Here is a 25,871-nt window from a genome sequence, read left to right as displayed (position 1 = left end):
GGGGTAAGGCTCCCAGTAGACGACTGGGTTGATAGGCCGGATCTGGAAGCACGGTAACGTGTGGAGGTGACCGGTACTAATAGGCCGAGGGCTTGTCCTCAGTTGCTCGCGTCCACTGTGTTGGTTCTGAAACCACGAACAGCCTTCGGTTGTTGTTTGTTTCATAGTGTTTCGGTGGTTATAGCGTGAGGGAAACGCCCGGTTACATTCCGAACCCGGAAGCTAAGCCTCACAGCGCCGATGGTACTGCAGGGGGGACCCTGTGGGAGAGTAGGACGCCGCCGAACAATCATTGAAAAGGTCGGATCCTGAACTTCGGTTCGGGGTCCGACCTTTTTCTGTTCCGCGTAACGTGTCGTTCACGTTGCGCGCCCAGCATCCAGCACATGGCAACTGCTGCAATGCTCAGGGCCGCCGGCGTCGGAGCCGGCGACGAGGTCGTCGTACCGGCCTTCGGGAACGTCGAGGTGGCCGAGGCGGTGACCCTGGCCGGCGCGGTTCCGGTGTTCGCCGACATAGAACCGGCGACCTACTGCGTCGATCCCGACGCGGTCCAGGCCGCGATAACTGCCCGCACCGCGGCCGTCGTTGCCGTCCACCGCTTCGGGCGGCGCGCCGACCTGGGGCGGCTGCACGCGCTGGGGCAGCGGCACGGGCTGCTCGTGCTGGAGCACGGCGAGGCCCACGCGCCGCTCGACGAGACCGCCCGGCGCCGGGAGCGTGCCGCCTACCTCGACGCCAGACTGAGGGGCGTACGGACACCGGACGGCGGGGACGGGCACACCTATCAGCAGTACGTCGTCAGGGTGCCGGGGAACGGCCGACCGGACCGGGACGCCTTCGCACGGGCCGTACGGGCCAGGGGAGTCGACTGCCGGGTGCCGGTGAAGACGCCCGTGCACCGGCTGCCGGAGTACCGCCGGTGGGTGTCGCTCCCGGAGACCGAACGCGCCGCCGACGAGACGCTCGCGCTGCCCGTGGACGCGTCACTGACGAAGCGTGAGATGCAGCGGATCGTCTCCGCCTGCAACGCACTGGGAGGACTGCTCCAGCCCGCCTTCTGAGCGGGTGCCGAACGAATTTGGGAACCCGGGCCTCTTCGGGGTACAGTTTCTTCGTCGCCGCGAGGGAAACCTCGAAAAACGACCGGCCCCTATAGCTCAGTCGGCAGAGCGTCTCCATGGTAAGGAGAAGGTCAACGGTTCGATTCCGTTTGGGGGCTCCAAAAGAAAGGCCCCGCCCTTCCGGGCGGGGCCTTTTCTCATGCCTCCGTGGGGATCTCCGGCACCCGCATCGCGAGAATGGCCATGTCGTCGGAGAGAGGCTCGGACGCGAAGCGCTCGACGGCCCGCATGATCCGTGCCGCGACCGCGCCCGCCGTCAGGCCCGTGCACGTGGTGAGAACGTCGGCGAGGCCGTCGTCGCCCAGCATGCGCCTGCCCTCCCGGCGTTCGGTGACCCCGTCCGTGACGCAGAGCAGCACGTCGCCCGGGTCGAGTGCAACCGTCTGCTCGTACAGCTCCAGGTCCTCGATGACGCCGAGGAGCGGCTGCGGCTCGGCGGCCGCCTCCACCGTGCCGTCCTGACGCAGCCGCAGCGGCAGCGGGTGCCCGGCGCAGACCACCTTCAGCAGTGCGCTGCCGTCCTCCTGCGGCCACAACTCGCCGTACAGCAGCGTCAGGAACCGGCTGCGGGTGCCCTCGTCGAGGATGGCGGCGTTCAGACGCTCCAGCACCGCCGGACCGCTGAAACCCTCACGGGCGAGCAGCCGGAGCGCGTGCCGGGCCAGACCCGTGACCGCCGCGGCCTCCGGGCCGGTGCCCTGGACGTCGCCGATGGCGAAACCGTAGGCGCCGTCGCGGATCGGGAAGAGGTCGTAGAAGTCACCGCCGACCTCGTTGCCCTCGCCGGCGGCGCGGTAGATGACCTCCACCTCGACACCGTCGATCTGCGGCAGGCCCGGCGGGAGCAGGCTGCGCTGGAGGGACTGGCTGATGGCCGTGCGCTCCGAGTACAGGCGGGCGTTGTCCAGGGCGAGGGCGGCCCGGCGGCTGAGGTCCTCGGCCAGCTCCAGGATCTCCTGGCGGAAGTGCTCGTCGGCGGGTTTGCCCAGGGTCAGCATGCCGATGACGCGGTTGCGGGCGACGAGGGGCAGCACGACCGTCTCCCCGCCGACCGCGGAGGCCGTCGCGAGCGTCGGGCCGATCGCGGAGGCCGCGTGCGGGGTGGCGCCGCCGGACAGGCCAAGGCTGCGCATCGAGCCGCGCAGCGCGGCCTGGTGCGCGACCTCGGCCGGGGCCGTCCAGACGCGGGCGCCGGGCGTCGGCACCGGATCCGGCGGCGGGATCTTCGACAGCAGCGACTTGATGCCGTCGATGAGTTCCTCGTCCTCGTGCAGGACGTACGACAGGTACGGCTCGGAGGCCTGGTCGGCGATCGTGTACACCGCGCACCAGGTCGCCAGGGTCGGGACCGTCATCTGCGCCATCAGCGCCAGCGTCTGGTCCCGGTCCAGGGTGCCGGCCAGCAGGTCCGAGGCCTCGACGAGGAAGCTCAGCGAGCCGCGGCGCAGCCGCTCCAGCTCGCCGAGGCGGGCCGACTCGACCGCGAGCGCGATGCGGTCGGCGGCGAACTGAAGGCGCAGCGCCTCCTCGTTGGAGTAGCGGCCGGGCGCCTCCGCGGCGACGCCGAGGGAGCCGGTGAGGCGGCCCTCGACCTTCAGCGGGACCGTGACCACCGAGCGCATGCCGGTGTCGGCGAGCAGCGGCACGGCCCCGGGGACGGCGGCGAGGTCGTCGTGGACGGCGGGCATGCGGGCCGAGCCGTAGCGGCCGGGGCCCGCCTCGACCGGCACGCGGGCGAAGCGCTGGCGGGCGGACGGCAGACCCGTGGAGGCGCGGACCTCCAGCTCCGTCTCGTCGTCGGTGGCGAGCAGCAGGAACGCGGAGTCCCCGTCGAGCATGTCGCGGGCGCGTTCCACCGTGCGCTGCAGCAGGCCGTCGAGGTCGTCCGGGGCGGGCGAGCCGATGAACACCTCGAAGGGATCGGCGCTCTGCCCGTCCGCGGACTGGGTCTGGTCGGTGGCCGGGCCGCGGGACGGCGTCTGCAGGACGGCGCGTTCGTGGTCCCGGACCAGCAGACAGACCGTGGAGGGCTCGCCTCCGGTGTCCCGGACCCTGAGGTGGGAGGCATACACCTGGATCACCCGGCCGTCGGCGCCGCGGATGCCGTAGGTGCCCTCCCAGCGGGAGAGCTGGAGGGCCTCGGCGATGCCGGTGCCGGTGCCCGGGGTGTGCGGCCAGGCCGCCAGCTCGGTGAGCGGCTTGCCGATGGCCTCGCCCGCCGGGTGGCCGAACAGCTCCTCGGCGTCCTCGTTCCAGGCGCTGACGGTGCCCTTCGGGTCCACCTGGAGGACCGCGACGCGGACGCGGCCGTCGGCCAGCGGGAGGAGATCGGCGGGCAGGGCGGGGCCGGCGGCGCGGGTGCCGACCGGGCGCTCGGGCAGGTCGAGCTGGAACCAGACGTTCTTGTGGGTGGGCGTGTAGTCCACGCCCCAGCGGGCGGCGAGCGCCGCGCACAGCTGCAGACCGCGGCCGCCCTCGCGGTCCGGGCTGCTCATGGCGACGGCGGTGCTCTGGAGGGGGACCTCGCGCTCCGGATAGCGGTCGGAGACCTCGATGCGCACACCGTCCTCGGTGCGCAGGCACAGCACCTCCGCGTGCGTGCCGGCGTGGACGACCGCGTTGGTCACCAGCTCGCTGGTGAGGACCACGGCGTCGTCGACGATGTCGGCGAAGCCCCAGCCGTGGAGGGTGTCGCGGACGAAGGACCGGGCGGTCGCGACGGATCGCCCGACGGGCTCGAAACTGGCAGCCGCGCGCGCGGTGATCACAGAACTCCTCGGCCGGTCGTCGACGTGCAGGGCTGCCTGGACGGGCGGCTCGCGCCGCTGCTGCGGCACCCGCTCGCCCGTCGGCTGTGGCTCCGGGGGCTGTCCCCCGGGGATCAGTCCGGTGGTCATGGTCTGCGGCCGCCCCTCCGATGCCCGCTCGTACTGGTGCCACCGCCCAGGCCGGTGGGACCGGTGCGGCTGGACAGCCGCATGCAAGGTTACTTACCTTCCCCGTCCGAGCGGATGCCGGTCGCCGGTGTTCACCCCCCACGGTGCGCGGACGATGTGCGAAGCTGCCGAACTGTTATGGCCTGGTTGGGCAGGGGTGAAACACTGGGCAGGCTTGTGATGGAGGTCGGGCCGGGCTGCGTGCGTTCCGGGTGCGGCGGGCAGCAGCCCCTCGAGAGGCCGGACCTGCGTCCGGCAGATGTACGCAGAAGCAACCGGTACGCGGAAGCAACCGGTAGGCCGACGACCGGCACGCCGGGCCGGCGCGGCCGAGCACGGCAGTGACGGTCTACCCCTCCGGGAGGGACACAGTGGAGTCTGGCGCGGCGACGCGGGGCACGAGGACGCGCGCGAAGGGCGGACCGTCCCTGGGCAGGAGCGGCGGGACCACCGAGGTGGACACGGCCGCCCTGAACCGGCTGCTGGCGGCTCTCGTGGCGATGCGCGACGGCAACTTCCGCAAGCGGCTCACCGTGGCCGGGGACGGCGTGATGTCGGAGATCGCGGCCGTCTTCAACGAGGTGGCGGACCGGAATCTGCACCTCACGGGCGAGCTGTCGCGGGTGCGGCGGATGGTGGGGCGTGAGGGGAAGCTCACGGAGCGGCTGGAGACCGGGGCCTGCGAGGGGTCCTGGGCGGCCGCCATCGACAACTCCAACGCGCTGGTGGACGACCTCGTCTGGCCGGTCTCCGAGGTCGGCCGGGTGCTCACCGCGGTCGCCGAGGGCGATCTGTCGCCGCGGATGGAGCTGCGGACGCAGGGGCCGGACGGCGGTCCGGGGCATCCGCTGCGGGGTGAGTTCCTGAAGGTCGGCCGTACCGTCAACAACCTGGTCGACCAGCTGTCGACGTTCACGGACGAGGTCACGCGCGTCGCCATCGAGGTGGGCACCGAGGGCAAGCTCGGCGGGCAGGCCCGGGTGCGCGGCATGTCCGGTTCCTGGAAGGACCTGACGGAGTCCGTCAACACGATGGCGAACCGGCTGACCGCCCAGGTGCGCGACATCGCCCTGGTGACGACGGCGGTGGCCCGGGGCGACCTCTCCCGCAAGGTCACCGTCCACGTGGCCGGCGAGATGCTGGAGCTGAAGAACACCGTCAACACGATGGTGGAGCAGCTGTCCGCCTTCTCCTCCGAGGTGACCCGCGTCGCCCGGGAGGTGGGCACCGAGGGCATCCTGGGCGGCCAGGCGCAGGTGCCCGGCGTGGCCGGCGTGTGGAAGGAACTGACCGACTCCGTCAACACGATGGCGGGCAACCTGACCGCGCAGGTGCGCGGCATCTCGCAGGTGACGACGGCGGTCGCCAACGGCGACCTGTCGCAGAAGGTGACCGTGCCGGCGCGCGGCGAGGTGGCGCAGCTCGCCGAGACGATCAACCAGATGACCGAGACGCTGCGGATCTTCGCGGACGAGGTCACGCGGGTGGCGAACGAGGTCGGTGCGGAGGGCCGGCTCGGCGGGCAGGCGAACGTGCCGGGCGCGGCCGGCACGTGGAAGGACCTGACGGACTCCGTCAACACGGTCTTCCGGAACCTGACCACGCAGGTGCGCGACATCGCCGCCGTGACGACGGCCGTGGCCAGCGGCGACCTGTCGCAGAAGGTCACCGTGGACGTGGCCGGCGAGATGCTGGAGCTGAAGAACACCGTCAACGGGATGGTGGACCAGCTGTCGGCGTTCGGCGCCGAGGTGACGAGGGTCGCGCGGGAGATCGGTGTCGAGGGCGAGCTGGGCGGCCAGGCGCAGGTGCCGGGCGCGGCCGGCACGTGGAAGGACCTGACGGACTCCGTCAACACCGCGTTCCGCAACCTCACCGGCCAGGTGCGCAACATCGCCCAGGTGACCACGGCGGTGGCCAACGGCGACCTCTCCCAGAAGGTCACCGTGGACGTCTCCGGCGAGATGCTCCAGCTGAAGAACACCGTGAACACGATGGTGGACCAGCTGTCGTCGTTCGCCGACCAGGTCACGCGGATGGCCCGGGACGTGGGCACGGAGGGCCGCCTCGGGGGCCAGGCGCGGGTGGACGGCGTCTCGGGCACCTGGAAGGAGCTGACGGACTCCGTCAACTTCATGGCCGGCAACCTGACGTCCCAGGTGCGGCAGATCGCCCAGGTGACGACGGCCGTGGCCCGCGGCGACCTGTCGCAGAAGATCGACGTCGACGCGCGCGGCGAGATCCTCGAGCTGAAGAACACGATCAACACGATGGTCGATCAGCTGTCGGCCTTCGCCGACCAGGTGACCCGGGTCGCGCGGGACGTGGGCACGGAGGGCCGCCTCGGCGGGCAGGCGCAGGTGCCGGGAGTCGCCGGCGTGTGGCGGGACCTGACGGACTCCGTGAACGGCATGGCCGGCAACCTCACCGCGCAGGTGCGCAACATCGCGCAGGTCGCCACGGCCGTGGCGCGCGGCGACCTGTCCCAGAAGATCACCGTGGACGCGCGCGGGGAGATCCTGGAGCTGAAGAACACCCTGAACACGATGGTGGACCAGCTCTCGTCGTTCGCCCAGGAGGTCACCCGGGTGGCCCGCGAGGTGGGCACGGAGGGCATCCTCGGCGGTCAGGCCGAGGTGCAGGGCGTCTCCGGCACCTGGAAGGACCTCACGCAGTCCGTCAACTTCATGGCGAACAACCTGACCATCCAGGTGCGCAACATCGCCGAGGTCACCACGGCGGTCGCCAAGGGCGACCTGTCGAAGAAGATCACCGTGGACGCGAAGGGCGAGATCCTCGAACTCGTCACGACGGTCAACACGATGGTGGACCAGCTGTCGAGCTTCGCCGAGCAGGTGACCCGGGTGGCCCGCGAGGTGGGCACCGAGGGCATCCTCGGCGGGCAGGCGCACGTGCCGGGCGTCACCGGCATCTGGAAGGACCTCAGCAACAACGTCAACCTGATGGCCAACAACCTGACCATGCAGGTGCGGAACATCTCCCAGGTGGCGGCGGCCGTCGCCAACGGCGACCTGACGCGGCAGGTGACCATCGAGGCGCGCGGCGAGGTCGCGCAGCTCGCCGACACCATCAACACCATGGTCAAGACCCTGAGCTCGTTCGCCGACCAGGTCACCAAGGTGGCCCGCGAGGTGGGCACGGACGGCATCCTGGGCGGTCAGGCGCACGTGCCCGGTGTGGCCGGCACCTGGAAGGACCTCACCGAGTCGGTGAACCAGATGGCGTCCAACCTGACCGGCCAGGTCCGCAACATCGCCATGGTGACCACGGCGATCGCCAAGGGCGACCTGACGAAGAAGATCGACATCGACGCCCGCGGTGAGATCCTCGAGCTGAAGACGACGATCAACACGATGGTCGACCAGCTCTCCAGCTTCGCCGAGGAGGTCACCCGCGTGGCCCGCGAGGTGGGCACGGAGGGGCAGCTCGGCGGCCAGGCTCGCGTGCGGGACGTCGACGGCACCTGGCGGGACCTGACCGAGTCGGTGAACGAGATGGCCGGGAACCTGACCCGGCAGGTGCGCGCCATCGCGCGCGTGGCGACCGCGGTGACCCGCGGCGACCTCAACCTGAAGATCGACGTGGACGCGTCCGGCGAGATCCAGGAACTGCAGGACTACATCAACAAGATGATCGCCAACCTGCGCGACACCACGATCGCCAACAAGGAGCAGGACTGGCTGAAGGGCAACCTGGCCCGCATCTCCGCCCTCATGCAGGGCCGCCGGGACCTGGAGGACGTCGCCTCGCTGATCATGAGCGAGCTGACGCCGGTGGTCTCCGCCCAGCACGGCGCGTTCTTCCTGGCGATGCCGCTGCTGGAGGGCAAGGACGTCGGGGACGGCGACGACGACTACGAGCTGCGGATGCTGGGCTCGTACGGCTACTCGATGGGCTCCATGCCGACGTCGTTCCGGCCCGGGGAGGCGCTGATCGGCACGGCCGCCAAGGAGAAGCGCACCATCCTGGTGGACCGGGCGCCCAGCGGCTACCTGAAGATCTCCTCCGGGCTCGGCGAGGCCCCGCCCGCGCAGGTGATCGTGCTGCCGGTGCTGTTCGAGGGCAAGGTGCTCGGGGTGATCGAGCTGGCGTCGTTCACCCCGTTCACGCAGATCCAGAAGGACTTCCTGAACCAGATCGCCGAGATGATCGCGACGAGCGTGAACACCATCTCGGTCAACACCAAGACGGAGCAGCTGCTGAAGCAGTCGCAGCTGCTGACCGAGCAACTGCGCGAGCGGTCGGCCGAGTTGGAGAACCGGCAGAAGGCGCTGCAGGCCTCCAACGCGGAGCTGGAGGAGAAGGCGGAGCTGCTGGCCCGGCAGAACCGGGACATCGAGGTGAAGAACACCGAGATCGAGGAGGCCCGGCAGGTCCTGGAGGAGCGTGCCGAGCAGCTCGCGGTGTCGATGCGGTACAAGAGCGAGTTCCTCGCCAACATGTCGCACGAGCTGCGCACCCCGCTGAACTCGCTGCTGATCCTGGCCAAGCTGCTCGCCGACAACGCCGAGGGCAACCTCTCGCCGAAGCAGGTGGAGTTCGCCGAGACGATCCACGGCGCCGGTTCGGACCTGCTCCAGCTGATCAACGACATCCTGGACCTGTCGAAGGTCGAGGCGGGCAAGATGGACGTCTCCCCGACGCGCATCGCGCTCGTCCAGCTCGTGGACTACGTGGAGGCCACCTTCCGTCCGCTGACCGCGGAGAAGGGCCTGGACCTGTCGGTGCGGGTCTCCCCGGAGCTGCCGGCGACCCTGCACACCGACGAGCAGCGGCTGCTGCAGGTGCTGCGCAACCTGCTGTCCAACGCGGTGAAGTTCACCGACTCGGGGTCGGTGGAGCTGGTGATCCGGCCCGCCGGCGCGGACGTCCCGGCGTCCATCCGGGAGCAGCTGATGGAGGCGGGTTCGCTGACCGATCCGGACGGCGAGCTGATCGCATTCTCGGTGACCGACACCGGCATCGGCATCGCGGCCGGCAAGATGCGGGTGATCTTCGAGGCGTTCAAGCAGGCGGACGGCACGACCAGCCGCAAGTACGGCGGCACCGGGCTCGGCCTGTCGATCTCGCGCGAGATCGCGCAGCTGCTCGGCGGTGAGATCCACGCGCAGAGCGAACCGGGCCGCGGGTCGACGTTCACGCTGTACCTGCCGCTGTACCCGAGCGAGCTGCCGCCGCAGGGCTACCAGCAGACCGCGCCCGCGCTGGAGGCCGGCGACCTGGTCGCCTCGGAGGCGCACCGGTCCTCGGAGCTGTCGGCCGTGGAGATCGAGACACCGGCCGAGGTGAAGTCGTACCAGGAGACGCAGAACGGCGCGGCGGCCCTCTTCAGGCGCCGCCGGCGGAGCCTGCCGGAGGAGGGGCAGCGGACCGAGCAGTGGGCGGTCCCGGAGCAGGAGAGCGCGTCGCAGCAGGGCCGGGGGATGCGGTTCGGCGGCGAGAAGGTGCTGATCGTCGACGACGACATCCGCAACGTCTTCGCGCTCACCAGCGTCCTGGAGCAGCACGGGCTCTCGGTGCTGTACGCGGAGAACGGCCGCGAGGGCATCGAGGTGCTGGAGCAGCACGACGATGTGGCGGTGGTGCTGATGGACATCATGATGCCCGAGATGGACGGGTACGCGACGACCACCGCGATCCGCAGGATGCCGCAGTTCGCGGGGCTGCCGATCATCGCGCTCACCGCCAAGGCGATGAAGGGCGACCGGGAGAAGGCGATCGAGTCGGGCGCCTCCGACTACGTCACGAAGCCCGTCGACCCCGACCACCTGCTGTCGGTGATGGGCCAGTGGATGCGGGGCGAGTGAGCACGGCGAGGTACGTCACAGGACTGGGGGCGGGCTCCGGGGGAACTCCGGGCCGGTGCGGGGAGTTCCGGCATGATGGGAGCCGGGACACGCGGGAATGCCGGATTCCGGGAACCATCCGGCGTCCCGCCGCGTTCCCGCTTCGTGCACAGTGACATCGCGGTGACAGGGTGTGGCGACGGGCGGGGTGCGGCTACGATGACCGGCACAAGGACGGGCGGCGAAAGGGAGTCGTCCCCTGGGGCGGCACCCGGTGTACCGCCGGGGCGAGGAGGGCGGGCCATGGTGCAGAAGGCCAAGATCCTCCTGGTCGATGACCGGCCGGAGAATCTGCTGGCGCTGGAGGCCATCCTCTCTGCGCTCGATCAGACGCTGGTGCGGGCATCGAGCGGGGAGGAAGCGCTCAAAGCGCTGCTCACGGACGATTTCGCGGTCATTCTGCTGGATGTCCAGATGCCTGGCATGGACGGTTTCGAGACGGCCGCGCACATCAAGCGGCGCGAGCGGACCCGGGACATCCCGATCATCTTCCTCACAGCGATCAACCACGGACCGCACCACACCTTCCGGGGCTACGCGGCCGGCGCGGTGGACTACATCTCCAAGCCGTTCGACCCGTGGGTGCTGCGCGCGAAGGTCTCCGTCTTCGTCGAGCTGTACATGAAGAACTGCCAGCTGCGCGAGCAGGCCGCGCTGCTGCGGCTCCAGTTGGAGGGCGGCGGCAAGGGCGGGGAGGCCGGCAAGGAGTCGGCCGGGCTGCTCGCCGAGCTGTCCGCGCGGCTCGCGGCCGTCGAGGAGCAGGCCGAGGCGCTGTCCAAGCAGCTGGACGACGACTCCGCGGACGCGGCGGCGGTGGCCACGGCGGCCCATCTGGAGCGCAAGCTGACCGGGCTGCGCCGTGCGCTCGACGCCCTGGAGCCGGGCACGGGCGGCGGCGCGTCGGTGCCGTCGCAGACCTGACACGCGCCCGGACACCACGGGGCGGTGAGGCCGCGTCAGTTCGGCGCCTCTCCCGGCACGACACGAACGGGTGAAGCCGTGGGCACACGTGTCCGCAGTCGTCTCCCCCGGTAACCTCACACCCATGGCCTCACGTCCCTCCGCAGCCAAGAAGCAGCCCGCGAAGAAGGCGGCAGCTCCCGTGAAGGCCGCGGCGAGGAAGGCCGCCGCGAAGAAGGCCCCGGCCAGGAAGGCGCCCGCCCGGAAGGCCCCGGCGAGGAAGTCCGCGCCGCCGCGGCCGGCGCCCAGCCCGACGGGGGGCGTCTACCGGCTCGTGCGCGCCCTCTGGCTCGGTCTCGCGCACGCCGTCGGCGCCGTCTTCCGCGGCATAGGGCAGGGCGCGAAGAACCTCGACCCGGCGCATCGCAAGGACGGCGTCGCGCTGCTGCTGCTCGGCATTGCGCTGATCGTCGCCGCCGGCACCTGGGCCGATCTGCGGGGTCCGGTCGGCGACCTGGTCGAGATCCTGGTGACCGGCGCCTTCGGCCGGCTCGACCTGCTGGCGCCGATACTGCTCGCGGTGATCGCCGTGCGGCTCATCCGGCACCCGGAGCAGCCGGAGGCCAACGGACGGATCGTGATCGGCCTGTCCGCCCTCGTCGTCGGCGTGCTCGGCCAGGTGCACATCGCCTGCGGCGCGCCCGCGCGCAGCGACGGCATGCAGGGCATCAGGGACGCCGGCGGCCTGATCGGCTGGGCGGCGGCCACCCCGCTGACGTACACCATGACCGAGGTGCTCGCCGTACCGCTGCTGGTGCTGCTGACGGTCTTCGGCCTGCTCGTGGTGACCGCGACCCCGGTCAACGCCGTCCCGCAGCGGCTGCGGACGCTCGGCGTCCACCTGGGGCTGCTGCCCGACCCCGAGGACGAGGAGTACGCCGAGGACGCCGGGCACTACGACGACCGGTGGCGTGAGGCGCCGCCCGCGCGTCCGCGCCGGCGCGCCGGCGCGCCGGCGGCGTACGACCCCGGCGCCGCCGAGGAGGAGGCCCTGACCCGGCGTCGCGGGCGCCCCAGGCGCTCCGCGGCGCCCCAGCCGGACCTGCAGCGTGAGCTGGACGCCGTGGACGTCGCCGCGGCCGCCGCAGCCGCGCTCGACGGCGCTGTCCTGCACGGCATGCCGCCGTCCCCGACCGTCGCCGACCTGACGCAGGGGGTCGGCGCGGGCGAGCGCGAGGACACCCCCGTGGTGCCCGTGCCGACGCCCGCGCCCGCGTCCGCTCCGGCGCACGCCCCCGCGCCGGTGCCGGCCCCGGCGGCCCGCCCCCGGCAGGAGGAGGCCACGACCGGGTCCGTCCCGGACCTCACCAAGAAGGCCCCCGAGGTGCCGCGGGAGCTGCCCGCGCGCGCGGAGCAGCTCCAGCTCTCCGGCGACATCACGTACGCGCTGCCCCCCCTGGACCTGCTCACGCGCGGCGGCCCCGGCAAGGCGCGCAGCGCCGCCAACGACGCGGTCGTCGCCTCCCTCACCCAGGTCTTCACGGAGTTCAAGGTCGACGCGCGCGTCACCGGCTTCACCCGCGGCCCGACGGTCACCCGCTACGAGATCGAGCTCGGCCCCGCCGTGAAGGTCGAGCGCATCACGGCGCTGACCAAGAACATCGCGTACGCGGTGGCCAGCCCGGACGTGCGGATCATCAGCCCGATCCCCGGCAAGTCGGCGGTGGGCATCGAGATCCCCAACACCGACCGGGAGATGGTCAACCTCGGCGACGTCCTGCGCCTGGCGGAGTCCGCGGAGGACGACGACCCGATGCTGGTCGCCTTCGGCAAGGACGTCGAGGGCGGGTACGTGATGCACTCGCTGGCGAAGATGCCGCACATGCTGGTCGCGGGCGCCACCGGCTCCGGCAAGTCGTCCTGCATCAACTGCCTGATCACCTCGATCATGATGCGGGCGACCCCGGAGGACGTCCGGATGATCCTGGTCGACCCCAAGCGCGTGGAGCTGACCGCCTACGAGGGCATCCCGCACCTCATCACGCCGATCATCACCAACCCCAAGCGGGCCGCCGAGGCGCTGCAGTGGGTCGTGCGCGAGATGGACATGCGCTACGACGACCTCGCCGCGTACGGCTTCCGGCACATCGACGACTTCAACCGCGCGGTCCGCGAGGGCAGGGTCACCGCCCCCGAGGGCAGCGAGCGGGAACTGCAGCCCTACCCGTACCTGCTGGTGATCGTGGACGAGCTGGCCGACCTGATGATGGTCGCCCCACGGGACGTCGAGGACGCCATCGTGCGCATCACCCAGCTCGCGCGCGCGGCCGGCATCCACCTGGTGCTCGCCACCCAGCGCCCCTCGGTGGACGTGGTCACCGGTCTGATCAAGGCCAACGTGCCCTCCCGGCTGGCCTTCGCCACCTCCTCGCTGGCCGACTCCCGCGTCATCCTCGACCAGCCGGGCGCCGAGAAGCTGATCGGCAAGGGCGACGGCCTGTTCCTGCCGATGGGCGCCAGCAAGCCCACCCGGATGCAGGGGGCGTTCGTCACCGAGGCGGAGGTCGCGGCCGTCGTCCGGCACTGCAAGGAGCAGATGGCGCCGGTCTTCCGCGACGACGTCACGGTCGGCGGCAAGCAGAAGAAGGAGATCGACGAGGACATCGGCGACGACCTCGACCTGCTGTGCCAGGCGGCCGAGCTGGTCGTCTCCACCCAGTTCGGGTCGACCTCCATGCTCCAGCGCAAGCTGCGCGTCGGCTTCGCCAAGGCCGGGCGGCTGATGGACCTGATGGAGTCCCGCAACATCGTGGGGCCGAGCGAGGGATCCAAGGCACGTGACGTTCTCGTGAAACCCGACGAGCTGGACGGTGTGCTCGCCATGATCCGGGGAGACTCGGCAGGGTAGCGGGAAGGGCCGTCCGGCGGACCCGGGTTACGCCGGGTGGCGGTTCCCGTCGTGATCCACCCGTTAGAGAGCGGCGGGCAACCGTTTCCCCGCACCGTACGTCCAGTTGAGCGAAAGGACAGGTAGGCCCGGCATTCTGGGGTACCTGCCTGTCAAACCATCGGATTGTCCGGCCGTTCCGTTGGTGTGCAAAGTTTCACCGCCCGGTTGCCCCACCCTTTCGTACCCTCCCTAGACTGAGCTTCCAGCACAGGTGGCTACACGCTCGAAAGGCGCCCCCGTGTCCATCGGCAACTCCCCTGAAGACGAGCGTCCGTTCCGAGACGAGTCCCAGGAGGCCCGCTCCTCCGTGGGCCGCGCCCTGCAGCAGGCGCGGATCGCGGCCGGGCTCACCGTGGACGACGTCAGCCGTGCCACTCGTGTCCGTATCGCCATCGTGCACGCCATCGAGGCGGACGACTTCGCCCCCTGCGGGGGCGACGTGTACGCCCGGGGTCACATCCGCACGCTGGCCCGGGCCGTCCACCTCGATCCCGAACCCCTGATCGCCCGGTACGACGCCGAGCACGGCGGCCGTCCGGCGCCCACCCCCGCCGCACCTCTGTTCGAGGCGGAGCGCATCCGGCCCGAGCGGCGCGGGCCCAACTGGACCGCCGCCATGGTCGCCGCGATCGTCGTCGTGATCGGCTTCGTCGGGTTCACCGCGTTCAAGGGCGGCGACGACGGCGACGCCACCGCGCAGGCCGCCGACGGCGCCACGCCGACCGCCGGCAAGCCCGCGGTCTCGGCCACGCCGAAGAAGGAGAAGCCCGCCGAGCCGACCGCCGAGCCCTCCGACAGCGCCATCGCCGCCGCCCCGCAGGACAAGGTCACCGTCCAGGTCAGCGCGGTCGGCGGACGCAGCTGGATCTCGGCCAAGGACCACAACGGCCGCATGCTCTTCGACGGGCTGCTGAAGCAGGGCCAGTCGAAGACCTTCCAGGACAACTCAAAGATCAATCTGATCCTCGGCGACGCGGGCGCGATCGAGCTGTACGTCAACGGCAAGAAGATCGAGGACACCTTCAAGCCCGGCTCGGTGGAGCGCCTGACCTACACCAAGGGCGACCCCGTGGCGGGCTGACCGGCCGTCCGCGGACCGTGGGCGCAGCGGGCCGGGAGGGACGGGCGCGGACCCCGTCGACGTGGGCGGTCAGTGGGACGAAGTAGTCTTGAGCCCATGCCTGAACGCCGCACCGTCGCACTCGTCACTCTCGGCTGCGCCCGTAACGAGGTGGACTCCGAGGAGCTCGCAGGCCGTTTGGAGGCGGACGGCTGGCAGCTCGTCGAGGACGCCGCGGACGCCGACGTCGCCGTGGTCAACACCTGCGGTTTCGTGGAGGCCGCGAAGAAGGACTCCGTCGACGCCCTGCTGGAGGCCAACGACCTCAAGAACCACGGCAGAACCCAGGCCGTCGTGGCGGTGGGCTGCATGGCCGAGCGGTACGGCAAGGAACTGGCCGAGGCCCTGCCGGAGGCCGACGGCGTGCTCGGCTTCGACGACTACGCGGACATCTCCGACCGCCTGCAGACCATCCTGTCCGGCGGCATCCACGCCTCGCACACCCCGCGCGACCGGCGCAAGCTGCTGCCGATCAGCCCGGCCCAGCGACAGGAATCCGCCGCGGCGGTGGCGCTGCCCGGCCACGGCCCCGCCGACCTCCCGGAGGGCGTCGCGCCCGCCTCCGGCCCCCGTGCGCCCCTGCGCCGCCGGCTGGACGGCTCCCCGGTCGCCTCCGTCAAGCTCGCCTCGGGCTGCGACCGGCGCTGCTCGTTCTGCGCCATCCCCTCCTTCCGCGGCTCCTTCATCTCCCGCCGCCCCGCGGACGTCCTCAACGAGACCCGCTGGCTGGCCGAGCAGGGCGTGAAGGAGATCATGCTGGTCTCCGAGAACAACACCTCCTACGGCAAGGACCTCGGCGACATCCGCCTGCTGGAGGCCCTGCTGCCGGAACTCGCCGAGGTCGACGGCATCGAGCGGGTGCGGGTGAGCTACCTGCAGCCCGCCGAGATGCGCCCCACCCTGATCGACGTCCTGACCTCCACCCCGAAGGTCGCGCCCTACTTCGACCTGTCGTTCCAGCACTCCGCGCCCGACGTGCTGCGCTCCATGCGCCGCTTCGGCGACACGGACCGCTTCCTGGAACTGCTCGACACGATCCGCGCCAAGGCCCCCGAGGCCGGCGTTCGCTCCAACTTCATCGTCGGCTTCCCCGGTGAGACCGAGTCCGACCTGGCCGAGCTGGAGCGCTTCCTGAACGGCGCCCGGCTGGACGCCATCGGCGTCTTCGGCTACTCCGACGAGGAAGGCACCGAAGCGGCGACGTACGACAACAAGCTGGACGAGGACGTCGTCGCCGAGCGGCTGGCGCACATCTCCCGGCTCGCCGAGGAACTCGTCTCCCAGCGCGCCGAGGAACGCGTCGGCGAGACCGTGCACGTCCTGGTCGAGTCCGTGGACGAGGAGGAGGGCGTGCACGGCCGTGCCGCGCACCAGGCGCCGGAGACCGACGGCCAGGTGCTGCTCACGAGCGGCGAGGGCCTGCGGGTCGGACGTATGGTCGAGGCGAAGGTGGTCGGCACGGAAGGCGTCGACCTGGTGGCCGAGCCGCTGGCCGGCCCGCTCGCGTGTAGTGAGGAGGCGGGCAGATGACCGGAGTCCCGGCATCCGCCGCGGGCGGCTCCTCCGGCGCCCCGGGCGCCGGTGGCTCGGCCGCCGCTGCCGACGGCGTTGCGTCCGAGGTCTCCGGTTCAGCTCCAGGTCCGGCCACGGCTCCCGAGAGCGGCGGCAAGCCGCCGCGCGGCGGGAAGATCGCGGCTGCGGCCGTCAACCAGGCGAGCGTCTGGAACGTCGCCAATCTGCTGACCATGCTCCGGCTGGTCCTGGTGCCCGCATTCGTGGCGCTGATGCTGGCGGGCGGCGGATACGACCCGGCCTGGCGCTCGCTGGCGTGGGCGGCCTTCGCCATCGCCATGATCACCGACCTGTTCGACGGGCATCTGGCGCGCACGTACAACCTGGTCACCGACTTCGGGAAGATCGCCGACCCGATCGCCGACAAGGCGATCATGGGAGCGGCGCTCATCTGCCTGTCCGGCCTGGGCGATCTTCCGTGGTGGGTGACGGCCGTCATCCTCGGCCGGGAACTCGGCATCACGCTGCTGCGTTTCCTGGTCATCCGCTACGGCGTGATCCCCGCGAGCCGGGGCGGCAAACTGAAGACGCTCACCCAGGGCATCGCCGTCGGGATGTACGTCCTGGCGCTGACGGGGTGGCTGGCCACCCTGAGGTTCTGGGTGATGGCCGTGGCGGTCGTCCTCACGGTCGCCACCGGCCTCGACTACGTAAGACAGGCCATTGTGCTGCGCCGGCGGGGAATGGCCGAGCGCGCGGCGGCGTTGGAGGAGATGGAAGCGTGAGTTCCGCGGCCACCGAACTGGTGCGACTACTGACAGTGAGGGGCGAGACCCTCGCCGTCGCCGAGTCGCTGACCGGTGGTCTGGTGGCGGCGGAGATCACGGCGGTGCCCGGGGCGTCGAAGGTGTTCCGGGGCTCCGTCACTGCCTACGCCACCGAGCTGAAGCACCGGCTGCTGGGTGTCGAGGCCCCGCTGCTGGCTCAACGCGGAGCGGTGGATCCGCAGGTCGCGGGCCAGATGGCGGCCGGGGTCCGCAAGGTGCTGGGCGCCGACTGGGGCATCGCGACCACCGGAGTCGCCGGTCCCGACCCGCAGGACGGCCAACCCGTCGGCACGGTGTTCGTGGCCGTCGACGGGCCCGTCACCGGGCGGGCCGGTTCTGCCGGTGGCGGAAAAGTCGAGGGTCTGCGGTTGAACGGCAGCCGTACGGAAATTCGTATGGAGAGTGTACGGAGCGTACTCGCAGTGCTCCTGGAGCAGCTGGCGGGCGAACAGACTGGGAATGAGCGGGCACAGGATACGGAACGGAACGGGGGGTTTTGATGTTTGCAGCCCTGAGTGAACACGACATCGCTCCCCGCACGGCCGCGGCGCGAGGCGGTACGGTGGGGCGAGAAGGATGCGGCTACGCGGTCCGAGGAGGGAGCCACCGATGATTCTGCTCCGTCGCCTGCTGGGTGACGTGCTGCGTCGGCAGCGCCAACGCCAGGGCCGTACTCTGCGCGAAGTCTCCTCGTCCGCCCGAGTCTCGCTCGGCTATCTCTCCGAGGTGGAGCGGGGGCAGAAGGAGGCTTCCTCCGAACTGCTCGCCGCCATCTGCGACGCGCTGGACGTACGGATGTCGGAACTCATGCGGGAAGTGAGCGACGAACTGGCGCTCGCCGAGCTGGCCCAGTCCGCCACGGCCACCGAGCCCGTGCGCACGCCGGTCCGACCGATGCTGGGTTCCGTGTCGGTGACCGGTGTGCCTCCGGAACGGGTGACCATCAAGGCGCCCGCGGAGGCGGTGGACGTGGTCGCCGCGTGACGTTCGCGCGCACGGCCTAGCCACCCCCGTACGAGTGAAGCCCCGGCCGGCCTCCAGGTGTCCCCTGGGGCCGGCCGGGGCTTTCGCCGTGCCCGTACGGGTGGTTCCGATGCTCCAGTGGTGTGCGTTTGCCGGGGTGGACCGGTGCGGTCATGGTGGAGGGACGTGACGGCGCCGCAGCACCGGAGGAAGCCATGTACGTCGTGAAGAGCCCGCTGGCCGACGCGGATGCGAAGACCGTCCACGAAGCGCTGCAAGGCGCGCTCGTCGACCTGCTGGACCTCTCCCTGGCCGCCAAGCAGGTCCACTGGAACATCGTCGGGCCCCGCTTCCGCTCCGTCCACCTCCAGCTCGACGAGGTGGTCGACTCCGCCCGCACCCACTCGGACACGGTGGCCGAACGGGCGTCCGCGCTGGGCGTCGCGCCCGACGGCCGTGCCGCCACGGTGGCCTCCGGCAGCGGCATAGGGACCATGCCGGCGGGATGGATCAAGGACACGGACGCGGTCGGGGCGATGGTGCACGCGCTGGGCGCGGTGATCACCAGGATGCGCGAGCGCGTGAACGCGACCGCGGAGGCGGACCCGGTGTCCCAGGACATCTTCATCGGTATCACCGCGGATCTGGAGAAGCACCACTGGATGTTCCAGGCGGAGAACGCGTAGGGGGAGGACGCGTAGGGGGTGCGCCGGGGCCGGTGGCCCGGGGCCGGGTGGTCCGGCGTTGCACCCGTGAGCCCGTGGTGCGCCTCCCGAACGGGGCAGGCGACGGTCTAGCGTCCGGCTGGAGGTGGTGGCGGGCATGGTGGGGCGGATAGTGCGCCGGGGGGTCGCGCTCGCGCTCGGGGCGGCCTGGTGGTGGGCCGCCCTGCGGCTCGCCACGGGGGAGCACAGCGGGGTGCTCGAAGGGGCCGTCGTGGCCGGCGGATGGGGACTGAGCCTGCTGCCCGTGCACTGTGTCCCCAGGAAGGACGCGACCGGCGCCGTGCCGGCGGGACGCTGGACGGCCGCCTGGCGGACAGCGGACACCGCCGGGGCCCCGCCGCGTTCCCGCCCGGGAGACGCGTCCGACCTGCCGTGAGCGCCGATGCGGGGGAGCGCGGGTGCCGGCGGAGCGTCGGTGCAGTGATTGTTCGGGGTGCGGTGTGCGGGGGCACGGCCGCATGGAGCGCGGTGGCGGGGGAGCTCGGTGGATGGGGCGCGCGCCGCTGTGCGGTGGCGCTGTTCGGTGCCATGCGGTGACACTGTGCGGTGGTTGTGGCTGGGGCGGGGTGCGGGGGCATGGGGGCACCCGGGAAGCGTGGCCGGGGGTGTGCTGGGCGGGTGGGAGCGTCCGGGGGCGCGGTCGGGGTGCGCTGGGCGTGGGGCGTCGGCGGACGGAGCTGCGGCGCACGGGGAGCGGCGGTGCTTCCGATGGCGGGCGCACGGTGGCGGCCGCCGCGCCGGGTTCGGTGCCGGGGCCGACCGCAGGGCGGGCCAGTGGGCTCGGAAGCCGGCACCGCGGGTCCGGAGCCGCCTGCGGCTCGGGGCTGCGGGCGGTGCGTGTCTCGGCGGACCCGTCGTCGGCACGGGCGCCGAGCGCGTGCGGGGCTGCCCGCCCGGGGCCCGCGGCCGGGCGGCCGTACGGGGCGGCGCACGGGTGGTGCAGGGGGCGCGCGGGTCGGTGGGCGATCAGCCGGTGCGGCGGGGGTACTTCTCCCGCCAGCGCTGGGGTGCGCCCGGCGCGGGGACCGGGCCCGTCTGGCAGGTGGGGCACCAGTAGGTGGGGCGTTCCTGTGAGCCGTCGCCCTGGTCGGCCACCCGGACAGGGGTGCGGCAGCGCAGGCACGGGCGGGACGCGCGGCCGTAGACGAACAGGTCGTACCGGTGCAGGCCCGTGGTCTGCCGTACCGGGCGGTCGCGATTCGCCTCCAGGAGCCGCTTGGCCAGGCCGGGCAGCTTCTCGGCGCGGTCCGCGGGGAGCGCGCCGACCGGCAGCCACGGGGTCACGCCGAGGAGGAAGCACAGCTCGCTCTTGTAGACATTGCCGATGCCGGCCAGATTGCGCTGGTCGAGCAGCGCCTCGCCGAGCTCGCGGGAGGGGTCGGCGAGGACGTTGGCCAGGGCGCGCTCGGGATCCCAGTCCGGGCCCAGCAGGTCGGGGCCGAGATGCCCGACGACCCGCTCCTCCTCGGCCGTGCGCAGCAGCTCCAGCACCTGCAGGCGGTACCCGACGGCCGTGCGGTCGGCGGTGTACAGGACGGCCCGGATCTGGTGCCCCGGCCCGCCGCGCCAGCGCTCACCCGCGGCGAACACCTTCCACGCCCCCTCCATGCGCAGATGCGTGTGCAGGCTCAGGCCGCCCTCGAACCGGGTCAGCAGGTGCTTGCCGCGCGCGACGGTGTTCAGCACCCCGCGGCCGGCGAGGTCCACCGTCGCGTACTTCGGCACCCGGAAGTCGCTGCGGGTCAGCGCCTTGCCCGCGAGGGCCTCGTGCAGCCGTCGCGCGGCCTGCCACACCGTGTCACCTTCGGGCATGCGTCAAGAGTGCCACGGTGAGGCGGGCGCATTCCGGCGGTCGTGCGGAGCCGGGCAGGGCGGCGGCCGGGGCGGCGGTCAGGCTCTCAGGCGCAGGCCGCGTGGCGTGGCCACGAAGCCGGCCGCTTCCAGCAGGGCGCCCGCGGGAGAGGTCAGGGCCTGGGCGCCGTTGATGCGCTCGACGGTGACCGTGCCGAGCGAGCCCGCGCGGGCCGCCGCGGCCAGCGCCTCGGCGGCCGTACGGAGGCGGGGGTCGTCCGGGGCGTCGGTGTCCGGACCCGTGGGCCAGGCCAGCAGTGTCTTGCCGCCGCGCTCCATGTACAGCGTCAGCTCGCCGTCGACCAGCACGACCAGCGATCCAGCCTTGCGCCCCGGCTTGTGCCCGGCTCCGGTCGGCGGCTCCGGCCAGGGGAGGGCAGCGCCGTAGGCGTTCGCGGGATCGGCCGCGGCGAGGACCACGGCTCGGGGGTCGGGCGCCGCGGCGCCCGTGCGGCCGTTGCCGTAGCTCCGGTACGCGCCCGGACCGCGGCCGGGCGGGCCGTAGGCGGAGGGCGCGTGGGGGCCGCCGCCGCGGGGTCCCCCGTATCCGGGGGAGTCGAAGGGGGCGGCCGGGTCGTGGGACGGGTCCGGGGCGCCTTCGGCACCGGGGAGGTCCTCCGGCGGCCGGAGGACGTCGCCGTCCGGGCCGGGGTGGGTGAAACCGCCGTCGGCCCCGTCGAAGGCGGCGGGGGACGTGTGGCCGTGCGGCGTACCCGCGGCTCCGTCGAACGGGTGAGGCGGGAACGGCTCGGCGAAGCCGTTCGGCCCGGCCGGGGCGGGCAGGCCCTCGGACCGCTCACGGGCGTTCGCCACCGCGCGCAGGCGGTCGACCGCGCCGTCCATCGCGAACTGGGCGGCGCCCAGTCCCTCGACCACGTAGCCGCGCCGGGCCTGGCCGCTGTCCTCGAACGCGGACAGCACCCGGTACACCGCCGAGAAACCGCCCTCGACGCCCTCGGCCGCGACCGCGCCGCGGGTGACCACACCGTGCCGGTCGAGAAGCGTGCGGGCCAGCGCGTGCGCGCGCACCGTCGCGTCCGGCTCGGCCGCGGGCAGCAGCGACCAGCGGCCGGCGACGGTCGGCGGGCCGGTGCGGGAGGCGGTGCGGGCCGCGGCCGTCAGGGAGCCGTAACGGCCGCGCGGGACGGCGCGCTTGGCGCGGTGCGCGGTCGAGCCCGCCGTGCGCCCGGAACCCAGCAGGGCGCGCATCGGCGCCAGGGTGTCGTTGGTGAGCCGGCCCGACCACGCCAGGTCCCAGAGCGCGTCGGCCAGTTGCGGTTCGGTGGCGTCGGGGTGCGTGGTGGCGCGGACCTGGTCGGCGATCTGCCGGAAGAACAGGCCGTACCCGCCGGAGAGGGCGTCGAGGACGGACCGGTGGAGCGGGGTCAGCTCCAGCGGGTGCGCCGGCGGGAGCAGCAGCGGGGCCGCGTCGGCCAGGTAGAGGGAGACCCAGCCGTCCTTGCCGGGCAGGGCGCCCGCACCGGCCCACACCACCTCGCCCGCCGCGGTCAGCTCGTCCAGCATCGAGGGCGTGTACCCGGCGACCCGGGACGGCAGGACCAGCTTCTCCAGCGCCGAGGCGGGCACGGAGGCGCCCTGCAGCTGCTCGACGGCGCGCACCAGCCCGTCGACGCCCCGCAGCCCGTGGCCCTTGCCGATGTGCTGCCACTGCGGCAGGAACTGGGCGAGCGCGGCCGGCGGAACGGGCTCCAGTTCGTGCCGCAGGGCCGCCAGGGAGCGGCGGCGCAGACGGCGCAGCACGGCCGCGTCGCACCACTCCTGTCCGATGCCCGCCGGGTGGAACTCGCCCTGCACCACCCGGCCGTTCGCGGCGAGGCGGTGCAGGGCGCCCTCGGTGACCGCGACGCCGAGGCCGAACCGGGCCGCCGCCGTGGCCGACGTGAACGGGCCGTGCGTGCGGGCGAAACGCGCGAGGAGGTCGCCCAGGGGGTCTTTCACCGGCTCCGTGAAGGCCTCGGGGACACCGACCGGCAGGGCGGTGCCGAGGGCGTCGCGCAGCCGGCCGGCGTCCTCGACGGCCGCCCAGTGGTCGGCGCCCGCGATGCGCACCCTGACGGCCCGGCGGGCCCCGGCCAGCTCCCGCGCCCACTGCGGGTCCGCACCCCGCGCCACCAGCTCGGCGTCGGTCAGCGGGCCGAGCAGCCGCAGGACGTCGGCGACGCCCTCCACGTCCTTCACCCGGCGGTCCTCGGTGAGCCACTGCAGCTCGCGCTCCAGCTCGGTCAGCACCTCCGCGTCGAGCAGTTCGCGCAGCTCCGCCTGGCCCAGCAGCTCGGCCAGCAGCCGGGAGTCCAGGGACAGCGCGGCGGCACGGCGCTCGGCCAGCGGGGAGTCGCCCTCGTACAGGAACTGGGCGACGTACCCGAAGAGCAGGGAGCGGGCGAACGGGGACGGTTCCGGGGTGGTGACCTCGACCAGGCGCACCCTGCGGGATTCGATGTCGCCCATCAGCTCGACCAGACCGGGGACGTCGAAGACGTCCTGGAGGCATTCGCGGACCGCCTCCAGGACGATCGGGAACGAACCGAACTCGCTGGCCACCTGGAGCAGCTGGGCCGCCCGCTGGCGCTGCTGCCACAGCGGGGTGCGCTTGCCGGGGTTGCGGCGCGGCAGCAGCAGGGCGCGGGCCGCGCACTCGCGGAACCGGGCGGCGAACAGCGCCGAGCCGCCGACCTGGTCGGTGACGATCTGGTCGACCTCCCCCTTGTCGAAGGCGACGTCCGCCGCGCCGACCGGGGCCTGCTCGCTGTCGTACTCGGCGCCCGCCTTCACCGGCTCCTGGTCGAGGAGGTCCAATCCCATCAGATCGCCGTCGGGCAGGCGCAGCACGATGCCGTCGTCGGCGTGCATGACCTGCGCGTCCATGCCGTACCGCTCGGACAGGCGGGCGCCGAGGGCGAGGGCCCACGGGGCGTGGACCTGGGCGCCGAAGGGGGAGTGCACGACGACCCGCCAGTCGCCCAGCTCGTCGCGGAACCGCTCGACGACGATGGTGCGGTCGTCCGGGATGTGGCCGCAGGCCTCGCGCTGCTCCCGCAGGTACGACAGCACGTTCTCCGCCGCCCACGCGTCCAGGCCCGCCGCCAGCAGACGCAGCCGGGCGTCGTCCGCGGGCAGCGAGCCGACCTCGCGCAGGAACGCGCCCACCGCGCGGCCCAGTTCCAGCGGGCGGCCCAGCTGGTCGCCCTTCCAGAAGGGCAGCCGGCCCGGCACGCCGGGTGCGGGCGAGACCAGGACGCGGTCGCGGGTGATGTCCTCGATCCGCCAGGAGCTGGTGCCCAGCGTGAAGACGTCGCCGACCCGGGACTCGTAGACCATCTCCTCGTCCAGCTCACCGACCCGGCCGCCGCCCTTCTTGGGATCGGAACCGGCGAGGAAGACCCCGAACAGGCCGCGGTCCGGGATCGTGCCGCCCGAGGTGACGGCGAGGCGCTGGGCGCCCGGGCGGCCGCTGATCATGCCGGTCACGCGGTCCCACACCACGCGCGGGCGCAGCTCCGCGAACGCGTCGGACGGGTAGCGGCCCGCCAGCATGTCCAGGACCGCCGTGAACGCCGACTCGGGGAGCGCGGCGAACGGGGCCGCGCGGCGGACCACGGCGAGCAGGTCGTCGAACTGCCACGTGTCCAGCGCCGTCATGGCGACCAGCTGCTGCGCGAGCACGTCCAGCGGGTTGGCGGGCACCTTCAGGGACTCGATGGCGCCCGAGCGCATCCGCTCGGTGACCACGGCCGCCTGGACCAGGTCGCCCCGGTACTTCGGGAAGACGACACCGGTGGAGACGGCGCCGACCTGGTGTCCTGCGCGCCCCACGCGCTGGAGTCCCGAGGCGACCGAGGGCGGCGACTCGACCTGCACGACCAGGTCCACGGCCCCCATGTCGATGCCGAGTTCCAGGCTGGAGGTCGCGACCACCGCGGGCAGCCGGCCCGCCTTGAGGTCCTCCTCCACCAGGGCGCGCTGCTCCTTGGAGACCGAGCCGTGGTGGGCGCGGGCGATCACCGGGGGCGCGCCCTGCGCCGCGCCCGAGCCGCCCATCAGCTCGGCGGGGGAGTGGTGTTCGTCCAGCGTCTCGCCGGTCGCCCGCTCGTAGGCGATCTCGTTGAGCCGGTTGCACAGCCGCTCCGCGAGCCGCCGCGAGTTGGCGAAGACGATCGTGGACCGGTGCGACTGGACCAGGTCGGCGATCCGCTCCTCCACGTGCGGCCAGATCGACGGGCGCTCCCCGCCCTCGGCCGCGTCGGCCGCCGGGGCGCCGCCCAGTTCGCCCATGTCCTCGACCGGGACGACCACGGACAGGTCGAACTCCTTGCCGGACTCCGGCTGAACGATCTCCACCTTGCGGCGCGGCGACAGATAGCGGGCCACCTCGTCCACCGGGCGCACGGTCGCCGACAGACCGATCCTGCGGGCGGGCCTCGGCAGCAGCTCGTCCAGCCGCTCCAGCGAGAGCGCCAGGTGCGCGCCCCGCTTGGTGCCCGCGACCGCATGCACCTCGTCCAGGATCACCGTCTCGACGCCCGCCAGCGCGTCGCGCGTGGCCGACGTCAGCATCAGGAACAGCGACTCGGGCGTGGTGATCAGGATGTCCGGCGGGCGCGTGGACAGCGCGCGGCGCTCGGCGGCCGGGGTGTCACCGGAGCGGATGCCGACCCTGACCTCGGGCTCGGGCAGACCCAGGCGCACCGACTCCTGGCGGATGCCGGTCAGCGGGCTGCGCAGGTTGCGTTCGACGTCGACCGCCAGGGCTTTCAGCGGTGACACGTACAGCACCCGGCAGCGCTTCTTCGGGTCGGCGGGGGGCGGGGCCGAGGCGAGCTGGTCCAGGGCGGCGAGGAACGCGGCCAGCGTCTTGCCCGAGCCGGTCGGGGCGACCACCAGCACGTCCGAGCCCTGCCGGAGGGCCTGCCACGCGCCCGCCTGGGCCGCGGTGGGCGCGGAGAACGCCCCCGTGAACCAGCCGCGGGTCGCGGGTGAGAAGCCGTCCAGGGCTCGGTGTGCGGAGCTGACCATGCGTCCATCCTGCACCCGCCCACTGACATTCGGCCTGACCTGCGGGAACGGGCGGGCAGGGC

At 72.4% G+C, this 25,871-nt stretch carries 14 protein-coding genes, 1 tRNA gene and 2 rRNA genes; 14 read left to right on the top strand and 3 right to left on the bottom strand.

What is annotated here, in order from left to right:
* The 4 genes from ABZ261_RS15435 to ABZ261_RS15420 all read left to right on the top strand — a co-directional run.
* A 23S ribosomal RNA gene (locus ABZ261_RS15435) occupies nucleotides 1-100 on the top strand; the annotation flags it as partial.
* A 70-nt stretch (nucleotides 101-170) separates the two neighbouring features.
* Nucleotides 171-287, top strand: a 5S ribosomal RNA gene (gene rrf, locus ABZ261_RS15430).
* Nucleotides 288-401: 114 nt separating this feature from the next.
* Nucleotides 402-1,064, top strand: a complete 663-nt coding sequence (locus tag ABZ261_RS15425) for a DegT/DnrJ/EryC1/StrS family aminotransferase (RefSeq protein WP_356859263.1) — start codon at nucleotides 402-404, stop codon at nucleotides 1,062-1,064.
* A gap of 85 nt (nucleotides 1,065-1,149) precedes the next feature.
* Nucleotides 1,150-1,225, top strand: a tRNA-Thr gene (locus tag ABZ261_RS15420).
* Between the two features lie 36 nt (nucleotides 1,226-1,261).
* Here ABZ261_RS15420 and ABZ261_RS15415 read toward each other — a convergent pair.
* Nucleotides 1,262-4,021, bottom strand: coding sequence for a SpoIIE family protein phosphatase (locus tag ABZ261_RS15415; protein ID WP_356859249.1), 2,760 nt, complete (start codon nucleotides 4,019-4,021; stop codon nucleotides 1,262-1,264).
* A gap of 410 nt (nucleotides 4,022-4,431) precedes the next feature.
* Here ABZ261_RS15415 and ABZ261_RS15410 point away from each other — a divergent pair, with 410 nt between their 5' ends.
* From ABZ261_RS15410 to ABZ261_RS15365, 10 genes are all read left to right on the top strand, one after another.
* Nucleotides 4,432-9,888 carry a HAMP domain-containing protein gene (locus ABZ261_RS15410; RefSeq protein WP_356859247.1) on the top strand — a complete coding sequence of 1,819 codons (5,457 nt, stop codon included), beginning with the start codon at nucleotides 4,432-4,434 and terminating at the stop codon, nucleotides 9,886-9,888.
* 282 nt (nucleotides 9,889-10,170) lie between these two features.
* Nucleotides 10,171-10,848 carry a response regulator gene (locus tag ABZ261_RS15405; protein ID WP_356859245.1) on the top strand — a complete coding sequence of 226 codons (678 nt, stop codon included), beginning with the start codon at nucleotides 10,171-10,173 and terminating at the stop codon, nucleotides 10,846-10,848.
* A gap of 124 nt (nucleotides 10,849-10,972) precedes the next feature.
* A complete protein-coding gene (locus tag ABZ261_RS15400) occupies nucleotides 10,973-13,735 on the top strand; it encodes a DNA translocase FtsK (protein WP_356859243.1) in 2,763 nt (920 codons plus the stop codon).
* Nucleotides 13,736-14,015: 280 nt separating this feature from the next.
* On the top strand, nucleotides 14,016-14,858 hold the full coding sequence (locus tag ABZ261_RS15395; protein WP_356859241.1) for a RodZ domain-containing protein: 843 nt from the start codon (nucleotides 14,016-14,018) through the stop codon (nucleotides 14,856-14,858).
* A 96-nt stretch (nucleotides 14,859-14,954) separates the two neighbouring features.
* Nucleotides 14,955-16,427 carry a 30S ribosomal protein S12 methylthiotransferase RimO gene (gene rimO / locus ABZ261_RS15390; RefSeq protein ID WP_356859239.1) on the top strand — a complete coding sequence of 491 codons (1,473 nt, stop codon included), beginning with the start codon at nucleotides 14,955-14,957 and terminating at the stop codon, nucleotides 16,425-16,427.
* Nucleotides 16,424-17,194: a CDP-diacylglycerol--glycerol-3-phosphate 3-phosphatidyltransferase gene (gene pgsA, locus ABZ261_RS15385; RefSeq protein WP_356859237.1), complete on the top strand. Its 771-nt coding sequence runs from the start codon at nucleotides 16,424-16,426 to the stop codon at nucleotides 17,192-17,194. The genes rimO and pgsA overlap by 4 nt, the downstream gene beginning before the upstream one ends.
* A complete protein-coding gene (locus ABZ261_RS15380; RefSeq protein WP_356859235.1) occupies nucleotides 17,191-17,736 on the top strand; it encodes a CinA family protein in 546 nt (181 codons plus the stop codon). The genes pgsA and ABZ261_RS15380 overlap by 4 nt, the downstream gene beginning before the upstream one ends.
* Nucleotides 17,737-17,845: 109 nt before the next feature.
* Entirely contained in the window at nucleotides 17,846-18,220 is a 375-nt protein-coding gene (locus ABZ261_RS15375) for a helix-turn-helix transcriptional regulator (protein ID WP_356859233.1), read from the top strand.
* A 194-nt stretch (nucleotides 18,221-18,414) separates the two neighbouring features.
* Entirely contained in the window at nucleotides 18,415-18,885 is a 471-nt protein-coding gene (locus ABZ261_RS15370; RefSeq protein WP_356859261.1) for a DNA starvation/stationary phase protection protein, read from the top strand.
* Between the two features lie 136 nt (nucleotides 18,886-19,021).
* A complete protein-coding gene (locus ABZ261_RS15365; RefSeq protein WP_356859231.1) occupies nucleotides 19,022-19,300 on the top strand; it encodes a hypothetical protein in 279 nt (92 codons plus the stop codon).
* Between the two features lie 590 nt (nucleotides 19,301-19,890).
* Here the strand turns inward: ABZ261_RS15365 and ABZ261_RS15360 are convergent.
* Together ABZ261_RS15360 and ABZ261_RS15355 are read right to left on the bottom strand one after the other, a co-directional pair.
* On the bottom strand, nucleotides 19,891-20,736 hold the full coding sequence (locus ABZ261_RS15360; protein WP_356859229.1) for a DNA-formamidopyrimidine glycosylase family protein: 846 nt from the start codon (nucleotides 20,734-20,736) through the stop codon (nucleotides 19,891-19,893).
* A gap of 78 nt (nucleotides 20,737-20,814) precedes the next feature.
* Nucleotides 20,815-25,809, bottom strand: a complete 4,995-nt coding sequence (locus tag ABZ261_RS15355) for an ATP-dependent helicase (protein ID WP_356859227.1) — start codon at nucleotides 25,807-25,809, stop codon at nucleotides 20,815-20,817.
* Nucleotides 25,810-25,871 lie beyond the last annotated feature (62 nt).

It is taken from the genome of Streptomyces sp. NPDC006193, from assembly GCF_040613915.1.
Lineage (GTDB): Bacteria > Actinomycetota > Actinomycetes > Streptomycetales > Streptomycetaceae > Streptomyces.
The sequence above is the reverse complement of the archived record's forward strand: the minus strand, read 5'-3'. Positions and strand labels throughout refer to the sequence as shown.